Source organism: Azospira sp. APE16 (genome assembly GCF_047901315.1).
Classification (GTDB): Bacteria; Pseudomonadota; Gammaproteobacteria; order Burkholderiales; family Rhodocyclaceae; genus Azospira; species Azospira oryzae.
The window spans coordinates 2,002,531-2,016,743 of the sequence record NZ_CP179682.1 but is presented as its reverse complement, the minus strand read 5'-3'; the positions used below and the strand labels follow the sequence as shown (position 1 = coordinate 2,016,743).

The window sequence follows — 14,213 nt, the reverse complement described above, 5'->3', positions numbered from 1 at the left end:
AAATACTGGGCCCAGCGCTTCGGCACCGCCCCCTTCCTGCCCATGAGCCGGGAGGAGATGGACAAGCTGGGCTGGGATTCCTGCGACGTGATCCTGGTCACCGGCGATGCCTATATCGACCACCCCAGCTTCGGCATGGCCCTGGTCGGCCGCCTGCTGGAGGCCCAGGGCTTCCGCGTCGGCATCATCAGCCAGCCGGACTGGCATTCGGCGCAAGACTTCAAGCGCCTGGGCAAACCCAACCTGTTCTTCGGCATCACCGCCGGCAACATGGATTCCATGGTGAACCGCTACACCTCGGACCGGAAAATCCGCTCCGACGACGCCTACACCCCCAATGCCGAGCCCAACAAGCGCCCCGACCGGGCCGTCACCGTCTATGCCCAGCGGGCCAAGGAAGCCTATCCGGGGACGCCGGTGGTGCTCGGTTCCATCGAGGCCTCCCTGCGCCGCATCGCCCATTACGACTACTGGAGCGACAAGGTGCGGCGTTCCGTGCTGCCCGACTCCAAGGCCGACCTGCTGATTTTCGGCAATGCGGAACGGGCCCTGGTGGAACTGACCCACCGCCTGGCCCGGGGCGAGAAAATCGGCGACATCCGCGACCTGCGCGGCACTGCCTTCATGGTGCCCAAGGGCTGGCTGCCCGGCGAGGATTGGGGCGCGGTGGATTCCACCAGCGTGGACATTCCCGGCAAGGTGGATGCCCATCCCGATCCTTATTCAATGGGTGACAGCGGCCCCCGCAGCGCCCCGCCCTTTGCCGCCCAGGCCCAGGCGGCGGAGCAGGGCGGCGAGGTGGCGGTGCTGCCCCTCAAGTTCGTCCCCGCCGCCGAGCGGGTGGCGGCGCGCAAGGAGCAGCGGTCCAAGACCGTGGTGCGCCTGCCTTCCTACGAGCAGGTGGTGGAGGATTCGGTGCTGTATGCCCACGCCTCCCGCACCTTCCACCTGGAATCCAACCCCGGCAACGCCCGGGCCCTGGTCCAGGCCCACGGCGAGCGGGATGTGTGGCTCAACCCGCCGCCCATTCCCCTGACCACGCCGGAGATGGACCACGTCTACGGCCTGCCCTACGCCCGGGCGCCGCACCCGTCCTACGGCGATGCGAAAATCCCGGCCTGGGAGATGATCCGCTTCTCCATCAACATCATGCGCGGCTGCTTCGGCGGCTGCACCTTCTGCTCCATCACCGAGCACGAGGGGCGCATCATCCAGAGCCGTTCGGAAGATTCCATCCTGCACGAGATCGAGGAAATCCGGGACAAGACTCCGGGCTTCACCGGCACCATCTCGGACCTGGGCGGCCCCACCGCCAACATGTACCGCCTGGCCTGCAAGGACAAGAAGATCGAGTCCTCCTGTCGCCGCCTCTCCTGCGTCTTCCCCGGCATCTGCGAGAACCTGGGCACCGACCATTCCCACCTGATCAGCCTGTACCGCAAGGCCCGGGCCATTCCCGGGGTCAAAAGGGTGCTCATCGGTTCGGGCCTGCGCTACGACCTGGCGGTGCAGTCCCCCGAGTACGTCAAGGAACTGGTGACCCACCACGTCGGCGGCTACCTGAAGATCGCCCCGGAGCACACGGAGGAGGGGCCCCTCAACAAGATGATGAAGCCGGGCATCGGCACCTACGAACGCTTCAAGCAGATGTTCGAGAAGTTCTCGAAGGAGGCGGGCAAGGAGCAGTACCTGATTCCCTACTTCATCGCCGCCCACCCGGGCACCACCGACGAGGACATGCTCAACCTGGCCCTGTGGCTGAAGCACAACAACTTCCGCCTGGACCAGGTGCAGACCTTCCTGCCCACGCCCATGGCCCTGGCGACGACCATGTGGCACAGCCGCAGGAATCCGCTGAAGAAGGTGGGGCGCGGCTCGGAAGTGGTGGAGACGGCCCGGGCCGGGCGCCAGCGCAAGCTGCACAAGGCTTTCCTGCGCTACCACGATCCGGAGAACTGGCCCCTGCTGCGGGAGGCCCTGAAGGAGATGGGCCGCTCCGACCTCATCGGCAACGGCAAGCGGCACCTGATTCCCATCTTCCAGCCCCCGGGCACCGGCATGAAGGCCGAGGCCATGGTGCGGCGGGACGCCCGGGAGGCGCGGGACGGCGCTGCGGGCCGGCCCCAGGGCGGCACTCGGAAGCCGGCAGCAGGCAAGGCTGGGGGCCAGGCAGGACGCGGCTCTTCATGCCAGGCACGACGCCAGGCAGAAGGGGCGGGCCCTCGCGGCACGCCCCGTCCGGGAGCCAAGCCTAGCGCTGCTCCCAGCGGACGTCGCCGCAAATAACCTGCAGTTCCCCGTTCACCTTGAAGCTGCAGGAGAGGGTGACGCACAGGCTGGCGCTGGAGATGGAGAGGTAGGGCCGGGTCACCTGGACCTTGCCGAAATTCTCCACGGCCCGGCGGAAGTAGGGCCGGCGGGCCCAGCGGGCGCCCTTGGTCTTGGCCAGGGGGGCGAAGCGGGCGTCCTGGTTGGGCGAGGCGTCGCTGCTCCACAGGTTGGTGCCGATCTGCTGACCCTGGGCGTCGAGCAGGTAGCAGAAGGCGGCATTTTCCAGTTCCAGGAAGGAGGCGCAGGCCTCCTCCAGGGAGCGGCCGGCGGAGAGCAGCACCGAGGCGTAGCCCAGGGCGTTGAAATAGGGCGCGATGTTCTCGTGGTAGCTGCGCTTGTCCCGCAGCCAGCGGGCATCAAAGGTCTGCCACAGGTCGTTCACCGCAAGGCCGGCGCTGGCGTCGGTGCTGACCCGGGGGGCAGGGCGGCCGAAATAGTAGCCCTGGACGAAATCAACGTCGGATTCCAGGGCGATGTAGGCTTCGTCGGCGGTCTCCACCCCCTCCATCAGCACCATGGCCCCGGCTTCGTGCAAGAGGGAGACGATCTGGGGCAGGGTGCGGCGGATCTTGGGGTCGGCGGCGGCCTGGACGATGATGGAACGGTCCAGCTTGACGATCTCGGGGCGGATGCTCCACACCCGGTCGAAGTTGGAATGGCCGGCGCCGAAGTCGTCCAGGGCGATGAGGAAGCCCAGGCTGCGGAAGAACTCCACGGCGGCCTGGAAGCGGCTGTTGTCCTGCACCGCCTCCTCCAGCACCTCGATCACCAGGCGCTGGGGCGCCAGGCCCGTGTCCCGCAGCAGGGCGCTGACCAGTTCGTCGGCCTTGAGGTTGGGGCCGTTGAGGAAGACTTCCGGCGACATGTTGATGAACAGCCAGCCGTCGGCCTCCGGCTGGGCCGCGAAATTGTGCAGGTGGGTGGCCCGGGCCAGACGGTCCAGGTGCAACAACGTGGGATAATCCCGGTTCGCCCGCCCCAGCAGGTCCAGGGGGGAGATGGGCGTCTGCCCCGGGCCGTGGCCCCGCATCAGGGCCTCGTGGCCGACGATGCGCCGGTGGGAAAGGCTGAAAATGGGCTGGAAATGGCTGGAAATGGCCACATCGCCGAAACGGCCGATGCGGCTGCCGGCAGGCTCCCCGTTTTGCGCCGGCTCCAGGGCGGCGATTATTTCGGCATATCCCGACTCGCCAATGATGGTCGGGATGCAATAACTGTTCAAAATGAAGTTCCTGGACAAAGTTCTCAACATTCTAGACCAAAAGTCATATGCAAGAGCGTACCCCCTATGAAATGCTGGGCGGCCCCCAATCCCTGCGGGAACTGGTGGACCGGTTTTATGACCTGATGGACCTGGAGCCAGAGTTCGCCGAACTGCGGGCCATGCATCCGCCCACCCTGGACGGCTCCCGGGACAAGCTGTTCATGTTCCTCTCCGGCTGGCTCGGCGGCCCCGACCTGTTCGTGCAGCAGTTCGGCCATCCGCGGCTGCGGGCCCGGCACATGCCCTTTTCCATCGGCACCGAGTCCCGGGACCAGTGGGTCAAGTGCATGGTGCGGGCCATGGAGGAGGTGGGGGTGGAGGAAGCCCTGCGCCTCAAGCTGGGCGTCAATTTCTACAACACCGCCGATTTCATGCGCAACCGGGAAGGCTAGGGCGTCCCCGCCGGCAGCATCGCCGGGGTGTCGGGACCTCCCGGCGCCCGGTGTCTGCCCGCCGGGGCAGGCGGGACGGGCCTTCCGGCATGGCCTGGGCGGAGGGGCAGTACTGGCGCCCCTGTCCGTGATGGCCCGTAAAAAACCATATTGCGCTGCAAAAACAAGGGGCTGATTGTGCTATCATCACGGCCTTCCAAAAAAGGGTTGGCCGCTGTCGACCGCCAACGCCCCATCTTCCCCACCGAATTCTTTTTTTAGCGAATCTTCATGTCCCGTCCGATCCGTAACATCGCCATCATTGCCCACGTGGACCACGGCAAGACCACCCTCGTGGACCAGCTCCTCCGCCAATCCGGCACCTTCCGCGAAAACCAGCAGGTGGACGAGCGGGTGATGGACTCCAACGACCTGGAAAAGGAACGGGGCATCACCATTCTGGCCAAGAACACCGCCATCGAATACGAAGGCACCCACATCAACATCGTGGACACCCCGGGGCACGCCGACTTCGGCGGCGAAGTGGAACGGGTGCTGGGCATGGTGGATGGCGTGGTGCTGCTAGTGGATGCCGTCGAAGGCCCCATGCCGCAAACCCGCTTCGTCACCAAGAAGGCCCTGGGCCTGGGTCTGCGTCCCATCGTCGTGATCAACAAGGTGGACCGTCCCGGTGCCCGTCCCGACTGGGTGGTGGACCAGACCTTCGACCTGTTCGACAAGCTGGGCGCCACCGACGAGCAGCTGGACTTCCCCATCATCTACGCCTCCGGCCTCAACGGCTTCGCCAAGCTGTCCCTGGAAGAAGAGTCCAGCGACATGCGTCCCCTGTTCGAGACCGTGCTGTCCCACGTGCCCACCCCCGCCGGCGATCCCGAGGCTCCCCTGCAGCTGCAGATTGCCGCCCTGGACTACTCCACCTATACCGGCCGTCTCGGCGTCGGTCGCGTGCTCAACGGCCGCATCAAGCCCGGCCAGGCCGTGGCCGTGATGAACCACGGCGACCAGGTGGCTTCCGGCCGCATCAACCAGGTGCTGGGCTTCCAGGGCCTGGACCGGGTGCCGGTGGAACTGGCCGAGGCCGGCGACATCGTCATCATCTCCGGCATCGAGGAAATCGGTATCGGCCTGACCATCGCCGACAAGGACAACCCCGTCGGCCTGCCCATGCTGACCGTGGATGAGCCCACCCTGACCATGGACTTCATGGTGAACTCCTCCCCTCTGGCCGGCACCGAAGGCAAGTTCGTCACCAGCCGCCAGATCCGCGACCGCCTGACCAAGGAACTGCTGACCAACGTGGCCCTGCGCGTCGAAGACACCGCCGACTCCGACGTCTTCCGCGTTTCCGGCCGGGGCGAGCTGCACCTGACCATCCTGCTGGAAAACATGCGCCGCGAAGGTTTTGAAATCGCCGTGGCCAAGCCCCGCGTCGTCTTCAAGGACATCGACGGCGAGAAGTGCGAACCCTACGAAAACCTGACCATCGACCTGGAAGATTCCCACCAGGGCGCCGTCATGGAAGAACTGGGCCGTCGCCGCGGCGAGCTGACCAATATGGAATCCGACGGTCAGGGCCGCACCCGCCTGGAATACCACATTCCCGCCCGGGGCCTGATCGGCTTCCAGTCCGACTTCATGACCATGACCCGCGGCACCGGTCTGATGAGCCACATCTTCGACGACTACAAGCCCGTCAAGCCGGACCTGCCCGGCCGCCACAACGGCGTGCTGATCTCCCAGGAAAACGGCGAGGCCGTGGCCTACGCCCTGTGGAACCTGGAAGATCGGGGCCGCATGTTCGTCAGCCCCGGCGACAAGCTGTACGAAGGCATGATCATCGGCATCCACAGCCGGGAAAACGATCTGGTGGTGAACCCCATCAAGGGCAAGAAGCTGACCAACGTGCGTGCCTCCGGCACCGACGAGGCCGTGCGTCTGACCACCCCGATCAAGCTGACCCTGGAGTCCGCCGTCGAATTCATCGACGACGACGAACTGGTGGAAATCACGCCCAAGTCCATCCGCATCCGCAAGCGTCACCTCTCCGAGAACGACCGCAAGCGCGCGGCCCGTTCCGACGCCTGAGCCTCATGCTGAACCGCTGCCTGCCCTGTCGCGCATTCCTTGCCCGGCACCGGCGGGCGGTGCGCTGGGCGGCCTTCGTGGCCGCCCTTTGTCTTTTCTTCTTCTGGCTCGGCACCGTGGCCAAGCCTGTCACCGCCAGCGGCTTCTGCCGCGTCTATTACTGACTTCCGTCCGGAAGTCTGGTCAATGCCCGTACCGGCCCCTCAGGGGCAATAGCGCTGGAGAAAGGCCTCCGGCGGCAGGGGGCGGCTTTCCAGGTAGCCCTGGAAACTGTCGCAGCCCATGGTCCGCAGCAATTCCAGCTGGGTCTGCCGCTCCACGCCTTCGGCCACCACCTTGTGCCCCAGGGTGTGGGCCATGGCCAGGATGGCGCGCACGATGGCGGCCGCTTCCCCGTCCTGATCCTCGTCCAGGGGGAAGATGAAGGACTTGTCGATCTTCAGGGTGTCGATGGGCAGCAGGCGCAGGTAGGAGAGGGAGGAGTAGCCGGTGCCGAAGTCGTCCAGGGCCAGGCCGACGCCGGCCTCCCGCAGGCGCCGCAGTTCCTCCAGGCAGTCGGCCTCCTGCCGCAGCAGTACGGATTCGGTCACTTCCAGTTCGATGGTGGAGGGCGGCAGGCCCTCCCGTTCCAGGCGCAGCAGCACGTGCTCGGCGATGCCGCCGCCCCAGAACTGGCGCGCCGAGAGATTGATGGCGATGCGCGGCGGCGTGGCCCCCATGCCTTGCCGCAGCTGCCAGTGGCGGCGCCAGGCGGCGGCCCGGGCGATGGCCGTGTCCAGCACCCAGAGGCCGATGGGAACGATGAGGCCGGTTTCCTCGGCCACCGGGATGAACTGGTCCGGCGGGATCAGGCGGCCGCCGTCGTTCCAGCGCAGCAGGGCTTCGGCCCCCAGCAGGCGGCCGCTGGCCAGGTCGATCTGGGGCTGGTAGTGGAGTTGCAGCTCGTCGCGCTCCAGGGCCCGGCGCAGGCCGTTCTCCAGGCTGACCCGGGACTGCAGGCGCTCGTTCATGCGGCCGGTGTAGAAGCGCACGGTGTTGCCGCCGCTGGACTTGCCCTCGTACATGGCGGTGTCGGCATTGCGCAGCAGGGTGTCGGCGTCGTCGCCGTCCTCGGGATAGAGGGCGATGCCGATGCTGGCGGTGAGGAAGAAGTCGTAGCCATCCTCCCGGTAGGGGCTGGCCAGGGTTTCCAGCAGCTTGGCGCCGATCTGGCCGGCCTGTTCCGGCAGCTGCAGGTCTTCCAGGATGACGATGAATTCGTCGCCGCCCTGGCGCACGATGGTGTCGGACTGGCGCAGGCATTCCTGCAGGCGGCGGGCCACGCTCTGCAGCAGCCGGTCGCCCTGGTTGTGGCCGAGGGAATCGTTGATGTTCTTGAAACGGTCCAGGTCCACGAACAGCACGGCGGCCCGGCTCTGCTGGCGTTTGGCCCGGGTCAGGGCCTGGGGCAGGCGGTCCGCCAGCAGCAGCCGGTTGGGCAGGCCCGTCAGCTGGTCGTGGTGGGCCAGGTAGCGCATGCGCTCCTCATGCAGCTTGCGCTCGGTGATGTCGGTGACGGAGCCGGCCATCAGGGTGGCAACGCCCCGGGCGTCCCGCACGGCGATGCCGCGGGAGGCGATCCAGCGGTACTCGCCGCTCTTGGCCCGCACCCGGTACTCGCAATAGAAGTGGGGGGTCAGCCCCTTGAGGTGCTCGGACACAGCCCGGTTGTAGCGGGCCGTGTCTTCCGGATGCACCAGGGTCAGCCAGGCGTGGGTATTCATCAGGAAGTTTTCGCCGTAGCCGAGAATGGCGTGGAGGCGCTGGCCGGCCGTCAGCTCCTTGCTCAGGGGGTTCCAGGTCCACATGCCGTCGTGGGCCCCTTCCATGGCCAGTTCGTAGGCCCGGGCGGCACGGCGCAGGATGACGATTTCCCGCACGCTGCAGACGGCGGCAACGCCGCAGGCGAGGAAGGTGAGCCAGGACAGCCAGGGCTGCTCCACATACACCGCCGCCAGGCCGGCACTGATGCAGGCGGCCAGCAACAGCAGGGGCGGCCAGGAGTGCCAGCTGCGGTGCAGCCCGACGCCCTGGGGCGGGGTGCTGTCGGCAGTGCCGAGGATGAGGGGCAGGATCTGGGGCATGGACTCAGTCTGGTCTACGGTCTGGGCCGGGTTGGGCGGAGCGCCCCGCCGGCCGGAACGGTTTTCCGGCGGCGGGCGGCCGCAGTATCGTCAAGGTTAGAGCGTCTGGCGCCATCTTGCCATCCCTATCTACTACTTTTGGCTTATTCTGCATCCGGACAAGGCAAGTTAAAGGAGCAACCCCATGGCCGATGAGCAGTCGCTGGTCATATTCCAGGTCGGCAGGAAAACCCTGGCCCTGCCATTGCAGGAGGTGGAGCACATTCTTTCCCTCGGTGGCGAGGAAGGCCGGCAGGGCATTTCCGCCGAGGGCGGCATGATCCTGTTCCAGGGCCAGGCCATTCCCTGGCGGCCCCTGTGGGAACCCCTGGGGGAACCCAGCGTGTTCCGCGAATTCGACGAGCTGGCCCAGACCCTGCCCCGGCGGCGGCAGGACCATCTGGACTGGATGGCCGCCCTGGAGCAGTCCCTGCGTCACGGCATTCCTTTCACCAAGGCCCACAGTCCCCGGGAGTGCGCCTTCGGCCAGTGGTTCTACGCCTTCCGCACCGAGGATCGGCGGCTGGCCCTGCTGCTGTCCCAGTTCGAGCATCCCCACGCCCTGGTCCATGGCCTGGCCGAAGTGCTGCTCGGCCAGGTGGCGGCCGGTCGGCGGGAGGAGGCCCTGGCAGCCCTGGAGGCAGCCCGGCAGGGCGTGCTGGCGGAACTGCTGGCGCTGTTCGATACGGTCATTGCCCTGGTGCCTACTTTGAAGCGGCCCCTGGCCCTGATCCTCAATGACTCGGGCCAGCGCACCGCCCTGGGCGTGGACCGGGTGCTGGACATCCGCTCCGTCACCGCGGCCGACGTGCATCCGGCCCGGGGCCGGCTGGGCAGCCTGGTGCCCCAGGCCTTCATCGGCGACAGCGCTTCCGGCGGCGCCCTCATTCCCCTGCTGGCGGCCTCCCAGCTGGCCAGCCTGGGCTAAAGCGGAGGGCGCTGCCTAGCCGCCGGTGGCGGACATGAAGCGCACCACCTGGGGCGCATCCAGCTGGCGGGTGAAATCGTGGCCCAGGGCCTTCATGCCCAGGGTGCGCAGGATGGCCTGGCGCGCCGGTTCGTCGTCTTCCGGGTGGCGGCGCAGCAGGGGCAACAGGGGGGTGGCGTCGTTCTGCCCGAGGCAGGGATAAAGCTCGCCGGTGGCGGTGACCCGCACCCGGTTGCAGGTGTCGCAGAAATTGTGGGAGTGGGGCGAGATGAAGCCGACCCGGGTCTCGCTGCCGGCAATGCGCCAGTAGCGGGCCGGGCCGCCGCTGCTCTCGTCGCTGGCCTGCAGGGGAAAGCGTTCCTGCAGGCGCAGCAGGGCTTCGTCGGAGGAGAAGTAGGTGCCGCTGCGACCGTGGCCCAGGTCTCCCAGGGGCATTTCCTCGATGAAGGCGATGTCCAGCCCTTCGGCCATGCAGTAGGCCACCAGGTCCGCCAGTTCATCGTCGTTGGTGCCGCGCATCATCACCGTGTTCAGCTTGATGCGCCGGAAGCCGGCGGCCTGGGCCGCGGCGATGCCCCGCAGCACCTGGTGCAGGTCGCCGATGCGGGTGATGGCGCGGAAACGCTCCGGGCGCAGGCTGTCCAGGCTGATGTTGAGGCGCTGTACGCCGGCCCGGGCCAGGGGCGCGGCAAAGCGTTCCAGCTGGGAGCCGTTGGTGGTCAGCACCAGTTCCTTCAGGCCCTCCAGGGCGGCCAGCCGCTCCAGCAGCCACAGGGCGTCCCGCCGGACCAGGGGTTCGCCGCCGGTGATGCGCAGCTTGGTGACGCCCAGGCCGACGAAAAGACGGGACAGACGCAGGGACTCTTCCAGGCTCATCACCTGGTGCCGGGGCAGGAAGGTCATGTCCTCGGCCATGCAGTAGGTACAGCGGAAGTCGCAGCGGTCGGTGAGGGACAGGCGCAGATAGCTGATGCGGCGCCCGTGGCCGTCCTGCAGCGGGCCGGCGCCCGGCGGCAGGGCAATGGCTGCGGCATTGTCCGGGGGGAAGGCGAGGAGGCCGGAGCGGGGCGGCAGGCTGTCGTTCTGCATGATTACTTGGCTGTCGGGGATGGCGGTTGGACCAGATCGAGCTTCATTGGTTTTATCCGGGGCGCCCATGATATGGGTCAAATCCGTTTTTCGTCGCCAAGGCCGTCGGTGGTTTTACCTCCGGGGTGTGCCATACGTCATACATGGCTTATGATGCCCTATCTCCACAGCCCGGTCCGTCTGCCATGTTCCGCTTCGCCACCAAGGAATCGCCCCGGCTCAAGCGCCTTCGCTCCATTTCCCTGTTCCAGGACCTCAGCGTCCGGGAGCTGGTGATTGTGGACCTGCTGCTGCATGAACGCCGCTATCTGGCCGGCGAGGTGGTCTTCGATGCGGGGGAGGACGGGCAGGGCATCTATTTCACCCTGGACGGCCGCATCGGCATCTTCCATCCGGGCCACAGCAATACGCCTCTGGCCGAACTGGGTGGCGGCAGCTTTTTCGGCGAACTGGCCCTGCTCGACGACAGCCCCCGCATGGCCCAGGCCCGGGCCCTGGACGATAGCACCCTGGCGGTGATGTTCCGCGGCGAGTTCGTCGGCCTGTTGCAGACCCATGCCCTCATCGCCTCCAAGATTTCCCTGCAGCTGGCCCGCCATCTGGGGCAGCGGTTGCGCAGCATCAGCCTGCCCCAGCCTCAGCCCCAGGAGGTGGTGGCGTGAGCCCTGTGGTCCGCCCCTTCCCCCGCCAGCCCCGTGCGGCGGGCCCCCTGGTGTGGGCCTGCATCCTCGGCACGACCTGCCTGCTGTTGTTCCTCTTCCAGAAAATCCTGTGGCTGGTGGTGCCCTTCATTCTGGCCCTGATCATCTATTACGCCCTCCTGCCCGCTGTCTTGCGACTGGTGCTGGCGGGCTATTCCGTCACTGCCGGCGCCTCGTTGGTTTGCTTTGGTGCCTTCCTTCTCCTGGGCGGCGCCCTGGGCCTGGCGGCGCCCTGGATTGCCGCCCATGCGGTGAGCTGGAACGAGTGGGGCGGGCGCTATCTTGCCGGCGGCGTGGGCTTCGTTCTGGGGAGTCTGTCCTCCCTGGAAAACAGTTTTGAGTTCCTGGCCCAGGCCCATCTCACGGATAGCGTGCGCAAGGGCATCTCCGATTTTTCCGCCAATTTCGTCTCCCGCAACCTGGCCGGCGCGGTGATGCTGGCGGCGGCTTGGCTTCCTTCCCTGTTGCTGGCGCCTTTCCTTGCCTTCTTTTTCCTGCGGGACGGGCGGCGTTTCAAGAAATTCATCATCCATGCCGTGCCCAATGCCTTTCTCGAGCGCACCCTGTACCTGCTCGACGAAGTGGATCGCACCGCCCGCATGTACTTTACCGGCCTGCTCAAGCTGACCCTGCTCGATACCCTGACCCTGGCCCTGGGGCTGTGGTCCTTGGGGATTTCTGCGCCCCTCCTGCTGGGACTGGTGACGGCCGTCCTGGCCTGGGTTCCCTATGTGGGTTCCATCCTCGGCTGCGGCCTGGTGGTGCTGGTGGCAGCCACCGATTTTCCCGGCAATCCCGGTATGGCCTATGGCGCCATTGGCCTCTTCATCCTGGTGCGCCTGCTCGATGACTTCTTCTTCATGCCCATGACGGTGGGGCGCAGTCTGCACCTGCATCCGCTGCTGACGGTGATCATGATTTTCGTCGGCGGTGCCGTGGCGGGAATTTCCGGCCTCATGCTGGTGCTGCCCCTGCTCGGTGTGGTGATGGTCCTGGGGGAAACCGTGGGGCAGGTGGTGAATGATCCGCGCCTGCAGGCCCGTCACTCCCATGCCCGCCGTTTGCGGCACGCGGCGGTGACCGGGGATCTGCAGTGATGCGGGAGCCTTGGCGGGCACTGGGGCTTGCGCGTAGAGTGGAAGTGCGGCCTAGCCGGATGGCCGGGGAACAAGGTTTCGTCGCGGTAAACGGAAACGGCCCGCACGAATGCGGGCCGTTTGAATTTGGCTCCCCGACCTGGGCTCGAACCAGGGACCTACGGATTAACAGTCCGGCGCTCTACCGACTGAGCTATCGAGGAACTACTACAACTAAACTTGCTGCAAAACAGCCTCGCGGCTGCCTTCTGAATTCTTGGCTCCCCGACCTGGGCTCGAACCAGGGACCTACGGATTAACAGTCCGGCGCTCTACCAACTGAGCTATCGGGGAACAGAAGAGGCGCGAATTATAGTTTTCAAAATTAACGTCGTCAATCGGATCATTAAAAAAATATGGATACGAATCTGATCTACGAAAAGACCGCCGCGGGTGAGGAGGCAATGCGCCAACGCACCCGTCTCGTGCAGCGTCATTTGCGCATGGTGCTGATCCTGGTGGATGGGCGAACCAGCGTTGCTGACCTGGGGGAAAAGGTGGGCAATGAGCAGCTGGTGGAGAGCGCCCTCAGCGAACTGGAAAAGGACGGCTTTATTGCCCCCGTGCTGGAGCAGCCGTCGGTCTGGGACAAGGGCACGGCGGTGGTGCAGAAGGTCAAGGAAGTGGCCCTGGGCCAGCTTTCCGCCTTCGGCGGCAATTCCCGCCAGGAAGAGGTCCAGGTCGCACCGGCAGCGCAGGAGGCTGTGGCAGCGGTGGCGTCCCCGGCCGAGACGGCGCCACAGGCTGGCTCGGCACCTGCTGACAAGCCGCCTACGGTCGCCTGGCTGGCCGGCTGGTCCACCCAGACGGAAGCGTCGGCCGAGGGCGGCAAGGCGTCGCGGCCGAAGAAGGCGCCGGCAGGCGAAGAGACGGGCATCCGTCCCATCCGTCGCGGGGGACGTGCTCCCCTGGGGCCGTTGGGCAAGGCGCTGTGGGGTGTGTGCGCAGCCCTGGGGTTGGCTCTTGCGGCGCTGCTGCTGTATCCCTATGACAACCATCGGCCGGAGGTGGAGGCGGTGCTGACCCGCATGTTGCAGCAGCCGGTGAAGGCGGCCCGGCTGCACGCCACCTTCCTGCCCCATCCCGGGCTGGTGCTGGAAGGCGTGCACGTGGGCCAGGGGGAGGGGATTGCCATCGGCAGCGTGCGTTTCCTGCCCCAATTGGGACATTGGCGGACCCTGAAGCAGGTGGAGGTGCGTGGCGTGAGCCTGCCTCTGCCGGTCCTTGCCAGTGTCGCTGAATGGGTCCAGGGGGCGCGGGCGGCGGCGGTGGTTTTTCCCGCCATCGAATTGGGTGAGATCACGCTCCAGTTGGGCGGCCAGTCCCTTGGTCCCCTCGCGGGTACCCTGGTGCCGGAAGGGGCAGCCATGCCCCTGCGCCTGTCCTTGCATGACGAGGCCCGCACCTTGTCCCTGGACCTGACCCAGGCCCCGGGGGGGATGCAGTTGAGCCTGGAAGGACTTGGCTGGGAGCCGGTGAAGGACAGTCATCTCCGTTTTGATTCCCTCAATGCCCAGGGGCTTCTGACCCGGGACGGGCTGCGCCTGTCCAGTATCGACAGCCGGACCCTGGAGGGGCAGGTGAGCGGCTCCCTTTCCCTCAACTGGAACGGCGGAGTGCGCCTGGAAACGGATCTGGTGCTCAAGCATCTTTCCCTGGCCCGGCTTAATCAACTGCTGCTGGGAGGGGCGAAGGGCGAGGGGCAGGTCGATGCCTCCCTGCGCCTGAGCGGCCGGGCGGCCGACTGGTCGCGTCCCCTGAGCCTGGCCCAGGGAGAGGGCAGTTTTGTGGTGAACCGGGGGCTGCTGCCGGTGGATCTGGCAGAGGCCGTGCGGCGGGCATCGAGCGAGCCGCTGCGCGGCGGTGAGACCCGCTTTGAACAACTGGGCGGCAAGGTCCGGGTGGACCTGCAGGGCAAGCGCTTCTACGACCTGCAGCTGACTGCCGGCCTGCTGCGTGCTTCCGGTGTCGCTGCGGTGAATGTCGATGGCAGCCTGGGAGGCAGCCTGGATGTCCAGGTGGGTGGCAAGGGTAACGTGCTGCGCATGCCCCTGACCCTGGGCGGTACTCTGGAGGCTCCGGTGTTGCGCGGCGGGCGCCGCTGAATCGAGAGATAGGACGAAAA

The 14,213-nt window shown here is 66.5% G+C and carries 11 protein-coding genes and 2 tRNA genes; 8 read left to right on the top strand and 5 right to left on the bottom strand.

Going from position 1 to position 14,213, the window contains the following annotated elements:
- Positions 1 to 42 precede the first annotated feature (42 nt).
- On the top strand, positions 43 to 2,286 hold the full coding sequence (locus ACLSSQ_RS09705; RefSeq protein ID WP_416244290.1) for a YgiQ family radical SAM protein: 2,244 nt from the start codon (positions 43 to 45) through the stop codon (positions 2,284 to 2,286).
- On the opposite strand, the gene ACLSSQ_RS09700 is transcribed toward ACLSSQ_RS09705, so the two are convergent.
- On the bottom strand, positions 2,252 to 3,553 hold the full coding sequence (locus ACLSSQ_RS09700) for an EAL domain-containing protein (protein WP_014237475.1): 1,302 nt from the start codon (positions 3,551 to 3,553) through the stop codon (positions 2,252 to 2,254). The genes ACLSSQ_RS09705 and ACLSSQ_RS09700 overlap by 35 nt on opposite strands.
- Before the next feature lie 47 nt (positions 3,554 to 3,600).
- Here ACLSSQ_RS09700 and ACLSSQ_RS09695 point away from each other — a divergent pair, with 47 nt between their 5' ends.
- The 3 genes from ACLSSQ_RS09695 (at position 3,601) to ACLSSQ_RS09685 (ending at position 6,236) form a co-directional block, all read left to right on the top strand.
- On the top strand, positions 3,601 to 3,987 hold the full coding sequence (locus ACLSSQ_RS09695) for a group II truncated hemoglobin (protein ID WP_014237476.1): 387 nt from the start codon (positions 3,601 to 3,603) through the stop codon (positions 3,985 to 3,987).
- 270 nt (positions 3,988 to 4,257) lie between these two features.
- Positions 4,258 to 6,072, top strand: a complete 1,815-nt coding sequence (gene typA, locus ACLSSQ_RS09690) for a translational GTPase TypA (RefSeq protein WP_014237477.1) — start codon at positions 4,258 to 4,260, stop codon at positions 6,070 to 6,072.
- Between the two features lie 5 nt (positions 6,073 to 6,077).
- Complete coding sequence (locus ACLSSQ_RS09685) at positions 6,078 to 6,236, top strand: hypothetical protein (protein WP_165397441.1); 159 nt, start codon at positions 6,078 to 6,080, stop codon at positions 6,234 to 6,236.
- A 39-nt stretch (positions 6,237 to 6,275) separates the two neighbouring features.
- Here ACLSSQ_RS09685 and ACLSSQ_RS09680 read toward each other — a convergent pair whose 3' ends face one another.
- Positions 6,276 to 8,195, bottom strand: a complete 1,920-nt coding sequence (locus ACLSSQ_RS09680) for a putative bifunctional diguanylate cyclase/phosphodiesterase (protein WP_416242553.1) — start codon at positions 8,193 to 8,195, stop codon at positions 6,276 to 6,278.
- A 184-nt stretch (positions 8,196 to 8,379) separates the two neighbouring features.
- Here ACLSSQ_RS09680 and ACLSSQ_RS09675 point away from each other — a divergent pair, with 184 nt between their 5' ends.
- Positions 8,380 to 9,162, top strand: a complete 783-nt coding sequence (locus tag ACLSSQ_RS09675; protein WP_416242552.1) for a CZB domain-containing protein — start codon at positions 8,380 to 8,382, stop codon at positions 9,160 to 9,162.
- A gap of 15 nt (positions 9,163 to 9,177) precedes the next feature.
- Here ACLSSQ_RS09675 and moaA read toward each other — a convergent pair whose 3' ends face one another.
- A complete protein-coding gene (gene moaA / locus ACLSSQ_RS09670) occupies positions 9,178 to 10,251 on the bottom strand; it encodes a GTP 3',8-cyclase MoaA (protein ID WP_205230006.1) in 1,074 nt (357 codons plus the stop codon).
- A 185-nt stretch (positions 10,252 to 10,436) separates the two neighbouring features.
- On the opposite strand from moaA, the gene ACLSSQ_RS09665 reads away from it, so the two are divergent.
- Both ACLSSQ_RS09665 and ACLSSQ_RS09660 read left to right on the top strand, forming a co-directional pair.
- On the top strand, positions 10,437 to 10,913 hold the full coding sequence (locus tag ACLSSQ_RS09665) for a cyclic nucleotide-binding domain-containing protein (protein WP_130458471.1): 477 nt from the start codon (positions 10,437 to 10,439) through the stop codon (positions 10,911 to 10,913).
- Positions 10,910 to 12,049, top strand: coding sequence for an AI-2E family transporter (locus tag ACLSSQ_RS09660; protein WP_416242551.1), 1,140 nt, complete (start codon positions 10,910 to 10,912; stop codon positions 12,047 to 12,049). The genes ACLSSQ_RS09665 and ACLSSQ_RS09660 overlap by 4 nt, the downstream gene beginning before the upstream one ends.
- Before the next feature lie 127 nt (positions 12,050 to 12,176).
- Here ACLSSQ_RS09660 and ACLSSQ_RS09655 read toward each other — a convergent pair.
- Positions 12,177 to 12,252 (bottom strand) — tRNA-Asn (locus ACLSSQ_RS09655).
- Between the two features lie 54 nt (positions 12,253 to 12,306).
- Positions 12,307 to 12,382: transfer RNA gene (locus tag ACLSSQ_RS09650), tRNA-Asn, on the bottom strand.
- 62 nt (positions 12,383 to 12,444) lie between these two features.
- On the opposite strand from ACLSSQ_RS09650, the gene ACLSSQ_RS09645 reads away from it, so the two are divergent.
- Positions 12,445 to 14,193, top strand: coding sequence for a hypothetical protein (locus ACLSSQ_RS09645; protein WP_416242550.1), 1,749 nt, complete (start codon positions 12,445 to 12,447; stop codon positions 14,191 to 14,193).
- Positions 14,194 to 14,213 lie beyond the last annotated feature (20 nt).